An 18894-nucleotide genomic window follows, 5' to 3' on the forward strand; every position below is an offset into this window, starting at 1 on the left:
GGCGCGGCGCGCATCGCCCTCTCGCGCGGCGCGGCGAAGGCGGATAGAAAGGCGCCTGTCCGCGCTCAAGACCGGAGGATCGCCCATGACCACGCCGCGCCCGCAGCACCCCGCCCCCCGGCGCAGCGACGCGCCGCCGGCCCGGCCCCAAGCGCCCCGCCCCCCGATCGCCGACGCCGCGGCCGCCCCCGAACTCTCCGACGCCGCCGCGCAAGAGGCGCTGCGCGCGCGCATGTTCGCCCAGCTCGAGGACAAGGGCCTGTTTCGCGCCGCGGCCGCGCGCGCCTTCGCCTATCTGGACACGATCATGGAGCGGCGCGTCTTTCCCGACGACGCCGCGCTGGCCGGGCTCGCCGCCTTCGACGCCCCCCTGCCCGAGCGCGGCGCCCCCGCCGAGGCGCTGATCGAGCTTCTCGACCGCGCCGGCTCGCCCGCGACGGTGGCGCAGCTGGGCGGGCGGTATTTCGGCTTCGTCAACGGCTCGGCGCTGCCGCCGGCGCTGGCGGCGCGCTGGCTGACCGACGTGTGGGACCAGAACCCGGCGCTGCATGTGATCTCGCCCGTTCTGGGGCGCATCGAGGCGACGGTCGAAGCCTGGCTGGCCCAGCTTCTGGGCCTGCCGCGGGGAACGGCGGCGGGCTTCGTCTCGGGCTCGTCCACCGCCATCTTCGCGGGGCTGGCGGCGGCGCGCTGGCGGCTGCTCGGCCGGGCCGGCTGGGACGTCAACCGCAAGGGGCTGGCGGGCGCGCCGGCGCTGCGCGTGGTGGCGGGCGAGCAGGCCCACGGCACCGTCGCCAAGGCGGCGCAGCTGCTGGGGCTGGGGCTGGACAATGTCGAGCGCGTGCCCGCCGACGCGCAGGGCCGCATCCGCGCCGACCTGGTTCCCGAGCTGGACGAGCGCACCATCCTGATCCTGCAGGCGGGCAACGTGAACTCGGGCGCGTTCGACGATTTCGCCGATCTTTGCGCGCGCGCCCGCGCCGCCGGCGCATGGACGCATGTCGACGGCGCCTTCGGGCTGTGGGCGGCGGCGACGCGGCGCTTCGCCCATCTGACGCGCGGCGTCGAGCTGGCCGATTCCTGGTCCGTGGACGGGCACAAGACGCTCAACACCCCCTATGACTGCGGCATCGCGCTATGCGCCGACCCCGAGGCGCTGATCGGCGCCATGCAGACCGACGGCGCCTACATCCACTGGTCGGCCGAGCGCGACGGCATGCGCACCACGCCCGAGATGTCGCGCCGCGCGCGCGCGGTCGAGCTGTGGGCCGCGCTGGCATTTCTGGGCCGCGAGGGCGTCGAGACCCTGCTGGGCGCGCTGCACGACAACGCGCTGCGCTTTGCAGACGCGCTGCGCGCGGCGGGGTTCGAGGTGCTCAACGACGTGGTCTTCAACCAGGTTCTCGTCGCCTGCGGCGACGACGCGCGCACCGAGGCCGTCATGCGCCGCGTCCAGCGCGAGGGCGAGGCCTGGGCGGGCGGCACGACCTGGCGCGGGCGCAAGGCGATCCGCATCAGCGTGTGCTCCTGGGCGACGCGCCCGCAGGACGTGGACCGCGCCGCGGCCGCCTTCGCCCGCGCCCTGCGCGCCGAGGGCGGCTGAGCCGGGCGGCGAGACGCGCCCCGGGCCGAGAGCGCGCGCCCTGACATCCCCGCCCGCAGGCGCGTCAGCGGCCCTCGAAGCGCGGCGGGCGGCCTTCGCGCAGCGCCAGAAGCCCCTCGAGCGCGTCGCGCGTGCGCCCGGCCTGACGAAGCGCGCGCGCCTCGCGCTCGAGCTGCGTCTCGAGGTCGGACTGGGCGCCCGCGCGCACCGCCGCCCGCGTCAGGCGGATCGCCTCGGCGGGCCCGGCGGCAAGGCGGCGGGCGATCTCCATGCCCCGCGGCTCGAGCGCGTCATCCTCGGTCATCTCCCAGATCAGGCCCCATTCCAGCGCCCGCGCCGCGGGAACCGGATCGCCCAGAAGCGCCATGCCCAGCGCCCGCGCCCGCCCCGCCAGGCGCGGCAAGAGCCAGCTCGCGCCCATGATCGGCGTCAGGCCCGCGCGCAGCGACGGCTCGGCGAAGCTGGCCGAGCGCGTCGCCACGCAGATGTCCGCCGCCAGCGCCAGCGCCGCCCCCGCGCCCGCCGCCACGCCGCGCACCATGGTCACCACCGGCACGGCGCACTCCTCGATCGCGCGCGCAAGCGGCGCGTAATCCTCGCGCGCAAGCCCGCCCAGATCCGCCTCGGTCAGATCCGGCTCGCCGCCCAGATCCTGCCCCGCGCAGAAATCGCGCCCCATCGCGCCGATCGCCACGGCGCGGCCCTGCGCGGGGGCCTCGGCCAGCGCATGGATCAGCTCGACGCGCATCTGCGCGCTCAGCGCGTTGCCGGCGGCAGGGCGCGCCAGGGTCAGGCGGACGACGTCGCCGTCGATCTCGTGGCGCAGGGCGTCGTAGCGCATCCGAAGGCTCCTTGGCGGGGCGGTCAGTCCTCGAGCAGGCGCGCAATGCGCGCACGCTCCTCCTCGGTCAGCGGGGCGGCGGCGCCGGCCTCGGCGCCGCCGCGCCCCGCGCGGCGCACGAAACGCCAGGCCGCGATCCCGCCGAGCAGCAGCATCGCCGGCCCCCCCAGCCACAGCGCCGCGTTGCCGAGCGAGAAGCGCGGGCGCAGCAGCACGAATTCGCCGTAGCGGTCCACAAGGTAGCGCAGAACCTCTTCGTCGCTGTCGCCGGCCTTGATGCGCTCGCGCACCAGGATGCGCAGATCGCGGGCAAGGTCGGCGTTGGAATCGTCGATGTTCTCGTTGCGGCAGACCAGGCAGCGCAGCTCCTTGGACAGGGCGCGGGCGCGGGCCTCGAGCTGCGGATCGTCAAGCATCTCGTCCGGCTGCACGGCCAGAGCCGGCCCGGGCCCCAGCGGGCCGGGCGCCGCGCCCAAAGCCGCCAGCGCGCACAGCGCCGCCAGCGCCGCCGCGCGCAGCCGCGCCGCGGGGCGCGCGCTCATTCCGCCGCTCCGGCGACGGCCGCGGGCGCCGGCCGGCGCGCCGCCGCGCCCACGCGATAGCGCCGGTCCGACAGGCTGACCAGCCCGGCCAGCGCCATGACCAGCGCGCCGATCCAGATCCAGTTCACCAGCGGCTTGACATAGATGCGCACCGCCCAGGATCCGTCATCCTGCGGATCGCCCAGCACCACGTAGAGATCGCGCGCCAGCCCCATGTCGATCGCCGCCTCGGTCGTGGGCATGCGCTGCACGGTGTAGACGCGCTTTTCCGGCGTCAGGCGCGCGGTCTCGACGCCGCCCTCGAACACGCGGAACACCCCCTGGCGCGCGACGTAGTTCGGCCCCGGAACCTGGCGCACATCGTCGAAGACGAAGACGTAGCCCGACAGCTCGAGACTGTCGCCCGGGCGCGCGGTGCGGATCAGCTCGGCCTCCCAGGCGGTGACGGCGCTGACGCCGATGAAGCTCAGCCCCAGCCCGGCATGGGCCAACGCCTTGCCCCAATCCGCGCGCGGCAGGTTGCGCAGGCGGCGCAGCGTCTCGGCCGCCGGCGCGCGGCCAAGGCGCGCGCGCTCGAGCTGCTCGGCCAGCGCGCCGGCGATCAGCCAGGTTCCCAGCCCCACGCCCACCGGCCCCAGCGCCGAGCGCCCGGTCTGCAGCGCCCACACCAGCGCCGCCGCCGCCAGCGCCAGCGCCAGCGCCGGCGCCATGCGCCGCGCCGTGCGGCCCAGCCGCCCGCGCTTCCACGGCAGCGCCGCGCCGATCGGCAGGATGATCGCCAGCGCCACCATGAAGGGCGTGAAGGCCAGCTCGAAGAAGGGCGCGCCGACCGAGATCCTGGCGCCGTCCCAGTATTCGCGGATCATCGGCATGAGCGTGCCCAGCAGCACCACCCCCGCCGCCGCGGCCAGCAGCAGGTTGTTGAGCACAAGCGCGCTTTCGCGGCTGACGGGCGCGAACACGCCGCCCGCGCGCAGCTGCGGCGCGCGCCAGGCGTAAAGCGCCAGCGCCCCGCCCGAAGCCGCCGCCAGCATCGCCAGCACGAACACGCCGCGCGTGGGGTCCGAGGCGAAGGCGTGCACCGAGGTCAGCAGCCCCGAGCGCACGATGAACGTGCCCATGAGGCTGAGCGTGAAGGCCAGGATCGCCAGCAGGATGGTCCAGCTCTTGAGCGTGTCGCGCTTCTCGACCACGATCGCCGAGTGCAGCAGCGCCGTCGCCGCCAGCCAGGGCATGAACGAGGCGTTCTCGACCGGGTCCCAGAACCACCAGCCGCCCCAGCCCAGCTCGTAATAGGCCCAGTAGCTGCCCAGCGCGATGCCCACGGTCAGCGCCGTCCAGGCCGCCAGCGTCCAGGGCCGCACCCAGCGCGCCCAGGCCGCGTCCACGCGCCCCTCGATCAGCGCCGCGACGGCGAAGCTGTAGGACATCGAAAGCCCCACATAGCCGAGGTAGAGGAAGGGCGGGTGAAACGCCAGCCCCGGATCCTGCAGCAGCGGGTTCAGGTCCGCGCCGTCGAGCGGCGGGTTGGGCAGCCGCTCGAACGGGTTCGAGGTGAACAGCATGAAGGCGAAGAAGGCGGCGCCGATCAGCCCCTGCACCGCCAGCGTGCGCGCCTTGAGCGTGGGCGGCAGCGCCCCGCCGAAGGCCGCCACCATGGCCCCGTAAAGGGTCAGGATCAGCGTCCAGAGCAGCAGCGAGCCCTCGTGATTGCCCCACACGCCCGTGACCCGGTAGAGCAGCGGCTGCAGGGTGTTCGAGTGCTCGGCCGCCAGCTTGACCGAGAAGTCCGAGTTCACGAACGCCCAGGTCAGCGCCGCGAAGGACGTGGCGGTCAGCGCCCAGCACAGCGCCGCCGCGGGCTCGGCGACGCGCATCCAGTCCGCCCAGCCGCGGCTTGCGCCGATCATGGGCGCGGTCGCCTGCACGATCGAGACCATGAAGGCCAGGATCAGGGCGAAATGGCCGATTTCGACGATCATCAGCGTTCCTCCTGCCGCGGCATCATAGGCCGCCCCGGCGCTTATGCAATTCACGCGCGCGCCAGCGCGGCGCCCCGGGCGCGGGCATGTCGCCGCAGCCGCGCCCGCGACCGCCGCCGCGCGCCGCCCGGCCGGTCAGACGAAATCCACCTCGTCGCCGAAGGGCAGGCTGCGCAGCCGCCGCCCCGTCGCCGCGAAGATCGCGTTGCCCAGCGCCGGCGCGGCCGGAGGCACGCCCGGCTCGCCGCCCCCGCCCATGCGCGGCGCGTTCTGCAGAAGGCGCACCTCGATCTGCGGGCAGCGATCCAGCCGCAGCGCGTCGAAATCGTGAAAGTTGCTCTGCTCGGGCGCGCCATCGGCGAAGGTGATCTTCTGCATCATCGCCGCGCTCAGCCCGAAGACGATGCCCGAGGCCATCTGCGCCTCGTAGTTGCGCGGGTCCAGGACCAGCCCCGGATCGGCCGCGCACCACACCCGCTCGACCCGCACGCCCTCGGGGCGGGCCGAGACCTCGACCACCTGCGCGACCCAGGCGCCGAAGCTGAGCGTGAAGGCCACGCCCTTGCCCCGCCCCGGCGCGGCCTCGCCCCAGCCGGACATGCGCGCGACCTCTTCCAGCGCCTTGCGCGCGGGGGCGAAGTCGGGGCCCGACAGCATCCGCAGCCGCATCTCGATCGGGTCGAGCCCGGCGGCGTGGGCGATCTCGTCCATGAAGCACTGGTGGAAGAAGCCGTTGAACGAATACCCCACCGAGCGCCAGAACCCCACCGGCACGCCCAGATCCACGGGCACGCCCTCGAAGCGGGCGTGCAGGGGCGCGCCGGGCTGGTCGAAGGCGCCCTCAAGGATCGGCCGGTCGGGGCCGACCGCCGGCAGCGAGGGAAAGGTGCGCCCCAGCACCGACTTGACCACCGGCGGCGCGGCCACGCGCATCTCGAGCGCCAGCGGCCCCTCGCCGCGGCGCACATGCGCGCGCATCCGCGCCAGCGCCGCGGGGCGGTAGGCGTCATGGGTCATGTCCTCTTCGCGCGACCACACGACCTTGACCGGGCGCCCGTCCGCATGGGCGGCCAGAAGCGCGGCGTAAAGGGCGAAGTCCGCCTCGGCCCGGCGCCCGAACCCGCCGCCCAGATGGGTGACGGTGACCTCGACGTCCTCGGCCGACAGCCCCACCGCCGGCCCGCACACCTCCTGCACCAGCGTCGGCGCCTGGGTCGGCGCCCAGATGCGCAGACGGTCGCCCGCCAGCTGGGCGACGGCGTTCATCGGCTCCATGCAGGCATGCGCCAAGAAGGGAACGCGGTATTCGGCGCGCAGGACCTCTTGCGGCGGGGCGGCGGCGAAGGCGGCCGGGGCGTCGCCCGCGCCGCCCATCTCGAACCCCTCGCCCTCGAGCCCGCGCGCCAGCGCCGCGAACTGGGCCTCCTCGTCGGCGGGATGGGGCGTGTCCTCCCACTCGGCCTCGATGGCGGCGGCGGCGCGAAAGGCGGTCCAGGTGTCGCGGGCGATGACGCCGAAGCCATGCCCCATGGGCGTGTCCAGCGGCACGACCGCGCGCACGCCCGCCATCGCCCGCGCCGCCGACAGGTCGGCCGAGCGCGCCCGCGCGCCGGGGCGCGGCGCCATGCGCACGGTCGCGAACAGCATGTCGGGCAGCGTCACGTCGATGCCGAAGATGGGCGCGCCGGTGACCTTGGCGCGCATGTCCACCCGGCGCGCGGGACGGCCCAGCACGCGCCACTCGCCGGCCGGCTTGAGTGGCGGATCGGCCGGCGGCGTCAGCCGCGCGGCGGCCTCGGCCAGCGCGCCGTATTCCAGCGCGCGCCCGCTCGCCGGGTCGATCACCCGCCCGCGCTCGGCGCGCAGGGCATGGGCCGGCGCGCCCCAGCGCTCGGCCGCGGCCGCGATCAGCATGACCCGCGCCGCCGCCCCCGCCTTGCGCATGCGCTCGAAGGCGTCCACGGTCGAGGACGAGCCGCCCGTCACCTGCAATCCCAGGGTGCGCCCCGCGGCGGCGGCGGCGGCGCGCGCCGCCTCGGCCATCCACGAGCGGTCCCACTGCGCGAAGGGTTGCGAGTCGGCCAGCATCGCCTCGTTGAAATAGGCGCCGGCGGGCGGGCCATGCTCGACCCGCAGCTGGTCGAGGCCGACCTCGAGCTCCTCGGCGACCAGCGCCGCCAGGGTGGTGCTGACGCCCTGCCCCATCTCGGCGCGCGGCGCGATGACCGTGATCGACCCGTCGGCGCCGATCAGGACATAGGGGTTGAAGGCGACGTCCCCCGGCCCCAGCCGGTCCTCGAGCGGGTTCGGCCAGGGCCGCGTCAGCCGCCACCAGCCCAGCGCCAGCCCGCCGGCGGCGACGGCGCCCAGCCCCAGAAAGGCGCGGCGCGTGGTCTTGCCCAAAGCCATGCTCAACGCTCCTCGGCGGGCCCCCCGGGCGCGGACGGAACCGCGTCGGGGGCAACTTGCGCGTCGGGGGCCGCAGGCGCATCGGGGGCCGCAGGCGCGTCGGGAGCGAGCGGCGTTTCGGAGGCCGCCTGATCCGCCCCAGGCGCCGCCGCCCCCTCGCCCGCGGCAGAGGCGCGCGCCAGCATCGCCGCCGCGCGGCGGATCGCGGCGCGGATGCGCGGGTAGGTTCCGCAGCGGCACAGATTGCTCATGGCCTCGTCGATCGCCGCATCCGAGGGGGCGGGATCGTCGCGCAACAGCGCCGCCGCGGCCATGATCTGCCCCGACTGGCAATAGCCGCACTGGGGAACCTGCTCGTCGATCCAGGCCTGCTGCACCGCCGTCAGATCCTGCGCGCCGAGCGCGGCGGGAAGCCCCTCGATGGTGGTCACCGGCGCGTCCACATCCTCGAGCGCGGTCACGCAGCTGCGCGCCGGCGCCCCGCCGATCCAGACCGTGCAGGCCCCGCACGCCCCGACGCCGCAGCCGTATTTCGGCCCCAGAACGCCCAGATGGTCGCGCAGCGCCCACAAGAGCGGCATCTGCGGATCGACCTCGAGCGTCCGCGCGACGCCGTTGACCACGATCTTCATGCGGCTTGCCTCCCTGCCCTGCGGCGGCCGCGCCCGCGGCTCAGGAGCCGCCGCCCTCTTCGGCCCCGCGATACACGCCCTGCTTCTTCAGCGCGTCGGCCACCTCGCGCGGCATGTAGGTCTCGTCATGCTTGGCCAGCACCTCGTCGGCCACGAACACGCCGTTCACCAGCCGCCCCTCGGCCACCACGCCCTGCCCCTCGGAAAACAGGTCGGGCAGCACGCCCTTGAAGCGCACCGGCAGCGAGGCCGCGCCGTCGGTGACCACGAACGACACCGTCTCGCCCTGCCCGCGCTCGACCGAGCCGACCTCGACCAGGCCGCCCACGCGCAGACGCTGATCGGGGCCCGGCGCGCGGGCGATCATCTCGGCCGGGCTGAAGAAGAACACGATGCTGTCGCGCATGCCCACGCCGACCAGCGTCGCCGCCGCCGCCAGCGCCGCCATGCCCGCCGCGATCAACGCGATGCGGCGCTTTTTCCGGGTCATCGCCATCGGATCCGCTCCTTGCCTGACGCGCGGCCCCGCGCGCGCGGGCCCCGCCGACAGGATGTGCGCCGGCGCGGCCGCGTTTCAAGTGCGCTCTTCTTACGGGAAAAGCGGCGCGGCCTCGAGTCCCGTCGTCTCGGGCAGGCCCAGCATCAGGTTCGCCGCCTGCACCGCCTGCCCCGAGGCGCCCTTGACCAGGTTGTCGAGCACCGAGACGATGATCGCCCGCCCCTCGATCCGGTCCGCCGTCACGCCGATGCGGCACAGGTTCGAGCCGCGCACATGGCGCGTCTGCGGCGCCTCGGCGCCCAGCGGCAGCACATGCACGAAGGGCTCGGGGCGGTGGCGCTCGTCGAGGACGCGGTGAATCTCGCGCGCGTCGCCCTTGACGTAGATCGTGGCCAGGATGCCGCGGTTCATGGGCAGAAGATGCGGCGTGAAGGTCACGCGCACCGGCGCGCCGGCGGCGCGCGACAGCTCCTGGTCGAACTCGGCCGTGTGGCGGTGACGGGCGATGTTGTAGGCGTCCACGCCCTCGGTCACCTCCGAGAACAGCTTGCGCTCGGACGCGCCGCGCCCCGCGCCGGTGATGCCCGTCTTGGCGTCGATCACGATGTCCTCGCGCGCGATGACGCCGGCCTCGAGCAGCGGAACCAGCGGCAGGAGCCCCGTCGCCACGAAGCAGCCCGTTCCCGCCGCCAGCCGGCAGGCGCGCAGCTGCTCGCGGTAGAATTCGGGCAGGCCGTAGACGGCCTCCTTCTGCAGCTCGGGGGCGAGGTGGGGGTGTCCATACCAGCGCGCGTAGTCCTCGGGGTCGCGCAGGCGGAAATCGGCCGACAGGTCCACGATCTTCACATGACGCGGCAGCGCGGCGATGACCTCCTGCGTCGTGCCGTGGGGCAGCGCGACGAAGACCAGCTCGATGCCCGAGAAGTCGATGTCCTCGACCCGCTGCAGCGGCGGCAGGTCCAGATGGCCCAGATGAGGAAACACCTCGCCCATCGACATGCCGGCCTTGCGGTCGGCGCTCAGCGCGGCGATGCGCATGCCCGGATGGGTGACGAGCAGGCGCACGAGCTCGGCGCCCGTGTATCCGCTGGCGCCCAGAATCGCGACCTCGGCCTTCTTCATGATCCGCTCCGTTGGCTGTTGCGCCCGCGGTGTTAGCGCGTCCGCGCGCCGCCGGCAATCGCGGCGCGCCGATGCTGCGCCGCGCGCGCGCCTGTCCTATCCTGCGGGCCAGCATCGCCAGCCACGGAGCGCCGCCCCATGAGCCGAATCATCAACCTGCGCCAGGCCCGCAAGCGCCGCGCGCGCGACGAGCGCCGCCGCGCCGCCGACGCCAACGCCGCCGCCCATGGCCGCCCCGCCGCCGAAAAGCGGCTGAGCGAGGCGCGCGCGCGGCTCGAAGAGGCCCGCCTCGAGGCGCACCGCCTCGACCGCGGGGCCGGCGACGACGAGGACCCCGGCCAGGCATGAGCGCACCCGCCCCCTACGCGCCCGCGCGCAAGCGCTCGGTGACGCTGCGCGGGCACCGGACCTCGGTCTCGCTCGAGCCGGTGTTCTGGGAGGCCCTGCGCCGCATGGCGCGCGCGCGGGCGCTGTCGGTCAACGCGCTGGCCGCGCGCATCGACGCCGAGCGCCCGCCCGAAGTGGGCCTTGCCAGCGCGCTGCGCCAGGCGGTGGCGGCCGAGCTTCTGGCCCGCGCCGAAGCCGCCGCGCCCGCCCCCGAGGACTGACCGCGCCCGGGGGCGCGCGGCGCCGACGCAGCCGGTCCGCGGCGCCGGGCGCGGGGCCGGTCGATCACAGCCTGGCTTTCGCTTCCGCGCTGCCCGGCCTGGTCCGCCCGGCCTGGTCCGCCCGGCGCGCTGGCTCAGCCGATCGTGGCGAGCGCAGGAAAGGCGTCGAGCAGCCAGAAGGACAGCGCCGAGAAGCCCCCCGACGCCATCAGCGCGCCCACCGCCACCAGAAGCGCGCCCATCGCCGCCTCGACCCGGTGCAGGTGGCGGCGAAAGCGCGCCATGAAGCGCATGAAGGGCCGCACGAACAGCGCCGCCGCCAGGAACGGCGCGCCCAGCCCCAGCGCGTAGACCATCAGCAGCGTCACCCCCGCCAGCAGCGTCTCTTCCTGCGCGGCGAGGAACAGGATCGAGCCCAGGATCGGCCCGATGCACGGCGTCCAGCCGAAGGCGAAGGCCAGGCCGATGACATAGGCGCCCAGATACGACCCGGCCGCGCCGCCGGCCTCGAGCCGCGCTTCGCGCATCAGGAAGGGAAAGCGCTCCCACCCCGTCAGCCGCAGCGCCGCCGCCGTCGCCGCCAGGGCCAGGATCCAGACCCGATTGTCGGCCCAGAACTCGGCCGGATCCGCGCCGCGCCCCAGCGCGAGCGCCGCGGCCGCCGCCACGACCGCCGCCGCCGCCGCCGGCGCCCGCCGCAAGCCGATGAAATGCGCGCCCATGGCGAAGATCACCAGCCCCGACAGCAGCGAGAAGGTCTCCTTGTGCGTGGCCAGCGCGCGCCCGATCAGCGAGGCCGTCGCCCCCAGCGCCACGAACACCGTCGCCAGCCCCGCGACGAAGAACACCGCCGAGATGCGCACCCGCCGCGCCGCCCGCTCGTCCACGCCCCCGGCGCCCGTCAGCCGGTCGAGCGTCGTGCCGGCCATGAACGCCAGATAGGGCGGCGCCAGGGGCAGCACGCAGGGCGACAGGAAGCTGAGCAGCCCGCCGATGAAGGCGGTCAGGATTCCGATCTGCGCCATGCTTCGCTCCGTTCTTGCCGCGCGGCCTCGGCGGGCCGCGCAGGCATTGCTACCGCGCCGGCGCGCGCGCGTCGACGCGCGCCGGCGCCGCGGCGCTTCACTTGTTCGTGTCGCGGCCCTTGATCGCGGGCGCCGGCGCGGCGCCCTGCGCGGCCGGCTCGGCAAGGCCGGACGAAGGGCCGGGCCCCGGCGCGGCGCCGCCGGCCGGCCGCGCCTCGCCTGCACGGCCCCCGCCCGGCCCGACCGCCCCCGGCCCGACCGCCCCCGGCGCGCTCGCTTCCGGCCTCACCGCCCCCGGCGCGCGCGCTTCCGGCCGATCCGCGCTCGGCTGATCCCCGTCCGGCCGGGCTGCAGCCGGCTGCGTCTCGTCCGGCTGCGCCGCGCCCGTCTGGTCCCCGCTCGGGTGATCCTCGTCCGGCTGGCCCGCGCCGGGTTGCCCCCCGTCCGACTGGCCCCCGTCCGGCTGGCCCCCGTCCGACTGGTCCGCGCCGGGTTGCCCCCCGTCCGACTGGCCCCCGTCGGGCTGGCCCCCATCCGACTGGTCCGCGCCGGGTTGCCCCCCGCCCGTCTGGCCCCCGCCGGGTTGGCCCCCGCCGGGTTGGCCCCCGCCGGGTTGGCCCCCGTCGGGCTGGCCCGCGCTCGGCGCGTCGTCGCCTGGCCGCTCCCCGGTCGATTGCCCGCCGCCGGGCCGCGCCCCGTTCGCCTGGCGCTCGTTCCGCCCGCCCCCGCTCGCCCGATCCCCGCTCGGCCGGTCGTCGCCCGAAGCGTCGCCGCTCGCGCCCGGTCGATCGCCGGCGGGCGCGTCCGCCTGCGGCCCGACGACGCCGCGCCCGGCGGCCTCGGCCTCACGGTCCCCCGCCGGCTCGGCGGCGCCCGCGCCGCCATCCCGTCCGCCCGAGGCCGCGCCTCGCGCCGCCTCGACGGCGCCTGCGCGGGCGCGGAGAAAGGCGATGAGATCCTCGACCTCGGCGCCCGAAAGCCAGGGCTGCGGAAAGTCCGGCGCCCGCTCGGCCAGCGCCGGCGAGATCTCGTGATAGGCCGGCATGGCCGAACCGGGACGGCGCACCGACTGGTTGACGATCGCCAGCCGCAGCTCGGCGTCGGACAGCCGCGCCGCCGCCTCGGCCAGATCCGGGCCGGGAGCGGGCGGGGGCGGGGGCGGGCCCGGCCGCGCGTCCTGCGGCTCGGCCGCCGCGACATCGCTCTCTTGCGGCGCCTCGTCCGCGCCCGGCGCGGGCCGCGGCGCGGGAAGGGGCGCCGCCCGGGGGTCGGGATCGCCGGGCGGCGCGGGATCGGCGGGCGCGACCGTGTCGTCGGCCGCGTCCGGGTCGTCGTCGGGCGCGGCCGGGTCGTCGGCGGGCGCGGCCGGGTCGTCGGCGGGCGCGGCCGGGTCGTCGGCGGGCGCGGCGGGCGCGATCGCGGGCTCCGCCGCATCCGCACGCCCGCGCTCGCGCAAAAGCAGGATCAGCGGCGCCGCGGCGCGCGCCCCGGGCCCGGGAGCCCCGCCGGCCGTATGGCAATAGGCGCAGCCGCCCCGCGCGGGGTCGGCGAAGATCTGCGCCCCGCGCCGCGCATCCCCGGGCGCCTCGGCCAGCGGGGCCTCGATTCGCGCCCCGTCCGCGACGACGAAGGCGCGCGGCTCGGCCGGCGCCTGCGCGCGCGCGCCCCATCCGCCCCAGGCCACCGCCAGCGCCCCCGCGCCGACAAGCAATGCACGATTCGTCCAGCCGCTCATCCGCCAGCCCCCTTTTCGCCGGCCGGGACCATATCGCCCCCCGCGCCCGAAGCGAAGGCCCGCGCCTTGCCCGCGCGCCCATCCGCGCGCTACCGATCGAACATTGCGCCCCGCCCGGCAGAGAATCGGAGATCCGCATGAACAAGCCCGCCCCCGCGCCCGAAGCCGACGCCGAACTGGACGCGCGCGGCCTTCTGTGCCCCCTGCCCGTGCTCAAGGCGCGCAAGCGGCTTGGCGCGCTGGCGCCCGGCCAGGTGCTGCGGCTCTTGTCCGACGACCCGGCCGCGGTGGTGGACGTGCCCCATTTCTGCGCCGAGCAGGGGCACGAACTGCTGGACGTCGCGCCGCTGCCCGAAGGCGGGCGCGCCTGGCGCATCCGCAAGCGCGTTAAGTAAATAACCAAGTCCTGCGCGTTAACTTTACGCGCTTTTACCACTTCACGACGCGTAAACGCTGATAGTTCTTGGCGGTTACTTGCCCGTTTACTTGCCGCGACGATCCTGACCCCGGGTGAAACGGGTGAGGGGAGCGCGTCATGCAGGGCGCGTCGGACCCTTCGGCGCCGCTGATCGGCGGCGCCGGGGCGCAGAGCATTCGCGGCGGCGACGGCGACGATCTGATCTACGGCGATTTCGCCCCCGATCAGACGCCCGCGCGGCTGGCCGAGCTTGCCGCCTTGCGCGAGGCGCCCGACGGCGTGCTCGAGGGCGCCTTCCGCGCCCAGGGCGTCGTGCGCGACGGGCTGGCCTTCGTCTACGGCATGGGCGCCGATCCCGGCGCGGGCGGGCTCGGGGTGTGGATGGTCGACGCCGCCGACCGCCTGACCCAGGTCTTCGCGCAAAGCGCGCGCTATTTCGACGGTCAGCTTCTGACGGGCGCGCGCGGCATCCTGACCTTCGAGCATCAGGGCCAGGACATGCTGCTGACCGGCGGCTTCGGGGTCAGCCTGTCGCGCATCGCCGCCGACGGCCGCCCCGAGCTGGTGGCCACGCGGCACATGGACGAAACCCTCGACCTCTACAACCCCGGCGCCTTCGCCGCCTTCGAGATCGGGGGCGCGCTGCACGTCCTTGTCGGCGGGTGGGAGCGCCCGGGCCTGACGCTGCTGCGGCTCGAGGGCGACGCGCTGGTCAAGGCCGCCCGCTACGAGGACGACGCCGCGCGCCGCCTCGACGGCGTGGCCGCCATGGCCTCGGCGCGCCTTGCGGGGCGGGACTACGCCATCACCCTCTCGCGCCGGGACGAGGGGCTGAGCGTGTGGCGCGTGGACGCCGAGGGGCTGACGCTGACCGATATGCGCTCGCGCGACGACGCCGAGACCGACTTCGCACTGTCCTGGGCCTCGGGGCTTGCGGTGGCCGCGCGCGACGATGCGGCGGGGGTCTATGCCGCGGGCGAGGACGGCTTGCTGGCCGCCTGGCGGCTGGACGCCGAGGGGCGGCTGACGCGCATCCAGTCCCTGCCGGCGGCGACGGACCTGGCTCATGCGCGGCTCGAGGGGCGCGACTGGATCTTCGCCGCGCGCGCCGACGGGACGGTGACGGTCTACGAGGCGCTCGCGGATCTGCGCCTGGTCGAGCGCGACCGCCTGGCGCTGGGCGACGGCGCGGCCCTGTCGGGGCTGGGCGCGCTGGTCTACAACGACCGCGTGCTGCTGACCGCGGGGCGGGCCGACGGTCCCGGCTACGACATGATCGCCTTCCGCCCCGAGGCGGGCGACGTGATCGACGGCGGCGGCGGGAACGACCGCATCTGGGGCGGCCCCGGCCCCGATCAGCTCAAGGGCGGGGCGGGCGACGACCAGCTGTGGGGCGAGGATCACGACGACCGCCTCTGGGGCGGCGACGGCGCCGACCAGCTCGACGGCGGCGCGGGGAACGACGCGGTTTTCGGCGGCGCGGGCGCCGACCGGCTGATCGGCGGCGAGGGCGACGACTCGCTGGCCGGCGAGGGCGGCGCCGACGTTCTGCAGGGCGGCGCGGGCGACGACGTGCTGGACGGCGGCGCGGGGGGCGACGTTCTCGAGGGCGGCGACGGGGACGACCGGCTGACGGGCGGCGAGGGCGACGACTCGCTGGCCGGCGACGCGGGCGATGACGAACTGGACGGCGGCGCGGGAAACGACGAGCTGGACGGCGGCGACGGCGCCGATCTGCTGCTCGGCGGCGACGGCAACGATGCGCTCGACGGCGGGGCCGGCGCGGATCGCCTGGAAGGCGGCGGGGGCGACGACGTCCTGTCCGGCGGCGACGGCGCCGACGCGCTGCTTGGCGGCGCGGGGAACGACCGCCTTGACGGGGGCGCGGGGAACGATGCGCTCGACGGCGACGACGGCGCCGATGCGTTGTTCGGCGGAGCGGGCGCCGACGCGCTGACGGGCGGCGCGGGCGATGACGCGCTGGACGGGGGCGCGGGAAACGACGTTCTCGACGGCGGCGACGGGGACGATGCGCTGATCGGCGGCGACGGCGACGACGCGCTGACCGGCGGGGCCGGCGCGGACCGTCTCGAGGGCGGCGCGGGCGCCGATGCGTTGACCGGCGGCGCAGGCGACGACGCGCTGGACGGGGGCGGCGGGAACGACGTTCTCGCCGGCGGGGCCGGCGCCGATGCGCTGAGCGGCGGCGGCGGCGCGGACGAGATCCGCGGCGGCGACGGGGACGACGCGCTGCGCGGCGGCGGCGGCGCCGACAAGCTGTGGGGAGACGCCGGGGACGACGCCATCTTCGGCGGCGCCGGGGCGGACAAGGCCTGGGGCGGCGGCGGCCGCGACCAGATCGACGGCGGCGGCGGAAGCGATCAGCTGTGGGGGGGCGGCGGCGCGGATGAGCTGCGCGGCAAGAACGGCGCCGACGCGCTGTGGGGCGGCGCCGGCGCCGATCAGCTGTTGGGCGGGAACGGCGACGACCGCATCGCCGGCGGCGGCGGCGCCGACAAGGCCTGGGGCGGCGGCGGCCGCGACCGGATCGAGGGCGGCGGCGGAAACGACAAGCTTTGGGGCGGCGGCGGCGCCGACCAGATTTCCGGCGGCGCCGGCGCGGATCAGCTTTGGGGCGGCGCGGGAAACGACCGGCTCGAGGGCGGCGGCGGGCGCGACCGCATCGCCGGCGGGGCCGGCGCCGACCTGCTGCTGGGCGGCGCGGGGGCGGACGTCTTCGTCTTCGCCCGCGGCGACGGACGCGACTCGATCGCCGATTTCACGCCCGGAGAGGATGTCCTCTCCCTCGAGGGGCTGGCCCCGGATTTCGGCGCGCTCGACATCCGCCAGCAGGGCGAGGACGCGATCATCGAGGCGGGAAACGTGGTCATCGTCCTGCTGGATCTCGACCACCGGCTTCTGCACGCCGACGATTTCCTGTTCTCCTGATCCCGCCCTCACCCGCGCATCGGGCCGCGCGCGCGCAGCTGCGCGCAGGGATCGGCGCGCGGCGCCGGCGCGCTCAGGATCATGGCGTCGAACAGCGCCCCGACCCCGGCCGGCGGACCGAAGCCGGGCGCGGCCTCGAACTGGCCGATGACGAAGACCCGCAGCCCCGGCGCGGCCAGCGCCAGCGCCCGCGGCACGCCTCGGTCGCGCCGGGCATGCCCGTCGCCCGTCACCAGCATGGCCGCGCGCCCGCCGGCCGCCTGGCGCGCGCGAAGCAGCGCCCGCGCGAAGGCCGCGTCGCGCAGACGCTGGGCCTCGAGCATGGCGGGGATCATCCGCTCGGGCGCAAGGCCGCAATGGCTGGCGCGCAGCTCGTCGCGCAGCGGCGCCGCCAGCTCCTCGGGCAGCGGCGCGTCCAGGCCGAAACGGGCCGCATCCGGGCCGAAGGCGGCCGCCGCCCCCTGGCGCGCGGCCATGCGCAGCCTCTCGCGCGGGACGCCGGCGCCGATCGCCGCCGCATCGGGAACGGCTCCGAGGATGGGCAGGTAGCGCGCCCATTCGGGCGCCTCCTGCCCGGCCCGAGGCGCCCCGGCCGCGCGCAGCGCCTCGGCGCGCGGCTCGTCTCCCTCGGGCAGCATTTCGAGCGCCACGGCGCCCACGTTCAAAAGGCGCGCCAGCCGCGCCGCGTTGCGCTGATGCGCGGGGTTGTCGTGGATCTCGCCGACGACGATCAAGGGCGCGCCGCGGGCAAGATCGGCCAGCGCCGCAAGGCCGGGCAGGCGACGCCTTGCGCGCAGATCCTCGATGCGCAGCGCGTCGTCGGCGGCCCCGGCGGCGGCCGACGCGCCGAGGGACGGACGCGGCGCGCGCGCGCAGGCGCACAAGGCCAGCGCCCCGGCCAGAACGGCGCGCCGCCCGGGCCGATGCGCCGCGCGCGCCGCCGACGCCGGGGTCTGCTCGATCGGTTTCATGCGCGCGATGGTGGCGCGGGCGCAGCGCCTTGTCCAGAACGCGGTCCGCCCTTCCGGCCGCAGCGCCGGCGCGAGTCGCGAGCGGCGGCAAGGTTGCGGCTGCGCGGCGCGCACGGGCGAGGCGGCGGGGGCGCTCCGACCCGCGGCGGGGTGGGCTGCGCCGGATCCGCGGCGAACGAAGCTCGCGGCGTGGCGCACGGGCGCGTCGCCTCGGGCGGCGGCGGCGCGCGGGCGCGGCGCGTCGGACGAAGGGCGGCGCGCCTCGCGGGGGTCGCGCGCCAGCCCCCGAATGCGAAGGGCCCCCGAATGCGAAAGGCCCCCGAACGCGAAGGCCCCCCGAACGCGAAGGGCCCGGCCTTGCGGCCGGGCCCCGATCCGGGCGTCGCGGTCAGGCGGTCACTTGACCTCGCCGACCACCACCCATTTGCCGCCCTCGACCTTCGAGATGTAGACGGTCGTGTTGCCGACGTGCTTGTCGGGTCCGTAGCTGTAATTGGCGCCGAGGATGTGGTCGTAGCCCTCGAGCGACTCCATCGCGGCCTTGAAGCTTTCCACGGTCAGATCGCGCCCGGCCTTCTCGAGCGCCTTGACGAAGATCTCGGCCGACGAGCGGCCCAGCATCGCGCCCGTGCCCGGGAAGCTTTCGCCCGTCGCTTCGGTGTAGGACTTGACCCATGCGGCGACGACGGGATCGTCCATGCGGCCCTCGAGATCGGTCCAGCCGGCGCCGGCGTAGAAGCCCTCGGTCACGCCGCCGGGCACCTTGGCGACCACGGTGTGGAAGGCCGCGGACGAGCCCACGAACTTGACGTCGTTCCAGCCGATCTTCTTGGCCGTGGCCACGGCGGTGATGACCTGCTTGAGCCCCAGCGCCACGGCGACGGTGTCGCAGCCGGCTGCCTGCAGCTTGCCCAGCGCGCCGACGAAATCGACCTCGTCGGGCTTGTGCGTGGTCTCGGCCGCATAGGTCAGACCGCGCGCGGCGGCCTCGTCCTTGGCGCCCTGGTGGATCTCTTCGCCGAAGTCCGAGGGGATGAACATGGTGCACACCGACTTGGCGCCCTCATGCTCGGCCATGTAGCCGATGGCCGCGCGCGTGCCGTCGTAATAGGACGAGGTGCCCACGAACTTCAGATCGGCCGGCTCCTGCAGCATCTGCCGCGCCGAGGACAGCGGCGAGATGTTCGGAATGCCCTTGCGGTCCAGGATCTTGAACGCGGCCAGGTTGTGCGGCGTGCCCAGCGACAGCAGCATGGCGAAGACCTTGTCGCGGTTGACCAGCTTGTTGACCGCCTGCACCGCCTTGGGCACCTGGTAGCCGTGATCCTCGACCACGAAGCGGATCTTGCGGCCATGCACGCCGCCCTTGGCGTTGACCTCGTCGAAATAGAGCTGCGCGGCCTTGGTGGCGGGCGCGCCGAAGGCGGCGAAGGGGCCGCTCAGATCGGTGTGCGAGCCGATCACGATCTCGTCGTCGGTCACGCCCTGCGTCTCGGCCAGGACCGGCCCGGCGATCAGCGCGGCGGCCGCGGCTGCGGCGAAAATTCGTTTCATGCTT

General features: G+C 75.5%; 15 protein-coding genes and 1 pseudogene. 5 read left to right on the forward strand and 11 right to left on the reverse strand.

The features are described 5' to 3' along the window. Positions 1-85 precede the first annotated feature (85 nt). Entirely contained in the window at positions 86-1603 is a 1518-nt protein-coding gene (locus LY05_RS06860; RefSeq protein WP_211356286.1) for a pyridoxal phosphate-dependent decarboxylase family protein, read from the forward strand. 64 nt (positions 1604-1667) lie between these two features. On the opposite strand, the gene LY05_RS06865 is transcribed toward LY05_RS06860, so the two are convergent. The 7 genes and pseudogenes from LY05_RS06865 to argC form a co-directional block, all read right to left on the reverse strand. Further along, positions 1668-2444: an enoyl-CoA hydratase-related protein gene (locus LY05_RS06865; protein ID WP_148922593.1), complete on the reverse strand. Its 777-nt coding sequence runs from the start codon at positions 2442-2444 to the stop codon at positions 1668-1670. Positions 2445-2467: 23 nt separating this feature from the next. Then, a complete protein-coding gene (locus LY05_RS06870; RefSeq protein ID WP_148922594.1) occupies positions 2468-2986 on the reverse strand; it encodes a cytochrome c-type biogenesis protein in 519 nt (172 codons plus the stop codon). Beyond that, complete coding sequence (locus LY05_RS06875) at positions 2983-4968, reverse strand: heme lyase CcmF/NrfE family subunit (RefSeq protein WP_148922595.1); 1986 nt, start codon at positions 4966-4968, stop codon at positions 2983-2985. The genes LY05_RS06870 and LY05_RS06875 overlap by 4 nt, the downstream gene beginning before the upstream one ends. A gap of 135 nt (positions 4969-5103) precedes the next feature. Next, a complete protein-coding gene (locus LY05_RS06880; RefSeq protein ID WP_148922596.1) occupies positions 5104-7377 on the reverse strand; it encodes a xanthine dehydrogenase family protein molybdopterin-binding subunit in 2274 nt (757 codons plus the stop codon). A 170-nt stretch (positions 7378-7547) separates the two neighbouring features. After that, positions 7548-8009, reverse strand: a pseudogene (locus tag LY05_RS06885) ((2Fe-2S)-binding protein); the annotation flags it as partial. 40 nt (positions 8010-8049) lie between these two features. Then, entirely contained in the window at positions 8050-8505 is a 456-nt protein-coding gene (gene ccmE, locus LY05_RS06890) for a cytochrome c maturation protein CcmE (RefSeq protein WP_072746028.1), read from the reverse strand. Positions 8506-8598: 93 nt separating this feature from the next. Next, positions 8599-9630, reverse strand: a complete 1032-nt coding sequence (argC, locus tag LY05_RS06895; protein WP_072746029.1) for an N-acetyl-gamma-glutamyl-phosphate reductase — start codon at positions 9628-9630, stop codon at positions 8599-8601. A 138-nt stretch (positions 9631-9768) separates the two neighbouring features. On the opposite strand from argC, the gene LY05_RS06900 reads away from it, so the two are divergent. Then, positions 9769-9978, forward strand: a complete 210-nt coding sequence (locus tag LY05_RS06900; RefSeq protein WP_148922598.1) for a DUF4169 family protein — start codon at positions 9769-9771, stop codon at positions 9976-9978. Further along, complete coding sequence (locus LY05_RS06905; protein ID WP_072746031.1) at positions 9975-10238, forward strand: ribbon-helix-helix domain-containing protein; 264 nt, start codon at positions 9975-9977, stop codon at positions 10236-10238. The genes LY05_RS06900 and LY05_RS06905 overlap by 4 nt, the downstream gene beginning before the upstream one ends. A gap of 134 nt (positions 10239-10372) precedes the next feature. Here LY05_RS06905 and LY05_RS06910 read toward each other — a convergent pair whose 3' ends face one another. Both LY05_RS06910 and LY05_RS06915 read right to left on the reverse strand, forming a co-directional pair. After that, positions 10373-11263, reverse strand: a complete 891-nt coding sequence (locus tag LY05_RS06910; protein WP_148922599.1) for a cytochrome c biogenesis CcdA family protein — start codon at positions 11261-11263, stop codon at positions 10373-10375. 97 nt (positions 11264-11360) lie between these two features. After that, positions 11361-12998, reverse strand: a complete 1638-nt coding sequence (locus LY05_RS06915; protein ID WP_148922600.1) for a hypothetical protein — start codon at positions 12996-12998, stop codon at positions 11361-11363. 137 nt (positions 12999-13135) lie between these two features. On the opposite strand from LY05_RS06915, the gene LY05_RS06920 reads away from it, so the two are divergent. Then, entirely contained in the window at positions 13136-13393 is a 258-nt protein-coding gene (locus tag LY05_RS06920; protein WP_072746034.1) for a sulfurtransferase TusA family protein, read from the forward strand. Positions 13394-13533: 140 nt separating this feature from the next. Next, a complete protein-coding gene (locus LY05_RS06925) occupies positions 13534-16365 on the forward strand; it encodes a calcium-binding protein (protein WP_148922601.1) in 2832 nt (943 codons plus the stop codon). Between the two features lie 8 nt (positions 16366-16373). On the opposite strand, the gene LY05_RS06930 is transcribed toward LY05_RS06925, so the two are convergent. Both LY05_RS06930 and LY05_RS06935 read right to left on the reverse strand, forming a co-directional pair. Then, positions 16374-17336, reverse strand: coding sequence for a ChaN family lipoprotein (locus LY05_RS06930; protein ID WP_148922602.1), 963 nt, complete (start codon positions 17334-17336; stop codon positions 16374-16376). Positions 17337-17732: 396 nt separating this feature from the next. Next, positions 17733-18890: an ABC transporter substrate-binding protein gene (locus tag LY05_RS06935; protein WP_148922603.1), complete on the reverse strand. Its 1158-nt coding sequence runs from the start codon at positions 18888-18890 to the stop codon at positions 17733-17735. Positions 18891-18894: the final 4 nt, after the last annotated feature.

This window comes from Oceanicella actignis (assembly GCF_008124525.1).
Taxonomy (GTDB): Bacteria; Pseudomonadota; Alphaproteobacteria; order Rhodobacterales; family Rhodobacteraceae; genus Oceanicella; species Oceanicella actignis.

What these genes read in the sequence shown, in the direction of transcription:
- LY05_RS06900 (WP_148922598.1), top strand. Translation starts at nt 9,769, where the DNA reads ATGAGCCGAATCATCAACCTGCGCCAGGCCCGCAAGCGCCGCGCGCGC.
- LY05_RS06920 (WP_072746034.1), top strand. Translation starts at nt 13,136, where the DNA reads ATGAACAAGCCCGCCCCCGCGCCCGAAGCCGACGCCGAACTGGACGCG.
- LY05_RS06865 (WP_148922593.1), bottom strand. Translation starts at nt 2,444, where the DNA reads ATGCGCTACGACGCCCTGCGCCACGAGATCGACGGCGACGTCGTCCGC.
- LY05_RS06875 (WP_148922595.1), bottom strand. Translation starts at nt 4,968, where the DNA reads ATGATCGTCGAAATCGGCCATTTCGCCCTGATCCTGGCCTTCATGGTC.
- LY05_RS06910 (WP_148922599.1), bottom strand. Translation starts at nt 11,263, where the DNA reads ATGGCGCAGATCGGAATCCTGACCGCCTTCATCGGCGGGCTGCTCAGC.
- LY05_RS06860 (WP_211356286.1), top strand. Translation starts at nt 86, where the DNA reads ATGACCACGCCGCGCCCGCAGCACCCCGCCCCCCGGCGCAGCGACGCG.
- LY05_RS06935 (WP_148922603.1), bottom strand. Translation starts at nt 18,890, where the DNA reads ATGAAACGAATTTTCGCCGCAGCCGCGGCCGCCGCGCTGATCGCCGGG.
- LY05_RS06915 (WP_148922600.1), bottom strand. Translation starts at nt 12,998, where the DNA reads ATGAGCGGCTGGACGAATCGTGCATTGCTTGTCGGCGCGGGGGCGCTG.
- ccmE (WP_072746028.1), bottom strand. Translation starts at nt 8,505, where the DNA reads ATGGCGATGACCCGGAAAAAGCGCCGCATCGCGTTGATCGCGGCGGGC.
- LY05_RS06930 (WP_148922602.1), bottom strand. Translation starts at nt 17,336, where the DNA reads ATGAAACCGATCGAGCAGACCCCGGCGTCGGCGGCGCGCGCGGCGCAT.
- LY05_RS06905 (WP_072746031.1), top strand. Translation starts at nt 9,975, where the DNA reads ATGAGCGCACCCGCCCCCTACGCGCCCGCGCGCAAGCGCTCGGTGACG.
- LY05_RS06870 (WP_148922594.1), bottom strand. Translation starts at nt 2,986, where the DNA reads ATGAGCGCGCGCCCCGCGGCGCGGCTGCGCGCGGCGGCGCTGGCGGCG.
- LY05_RS06925 (WP_148922601.1), top strand. Translation starts at nt 13,534, where the DNA reads ATGCAGGGCGCGTCGGACCCTTCGGCGCCGCTGATCGGCGGCGCCGGG.
- LY05_RS06880 (WP_148922596.1), bottom strand. Translation starts at nt 7,377, where the DNA reads ATGGCTTTGGGCAAGACCACGCGCCGCGCCTTTCTGGGGCTGGGCGCC.
- argC (WP_072746029.1), bottom strand. Translation starts at nt 9,630, where the DNA reads ATGAAGAAGGCCGAGGTCGCGATTCTGGGCGCCAGCGGATACACGGGC.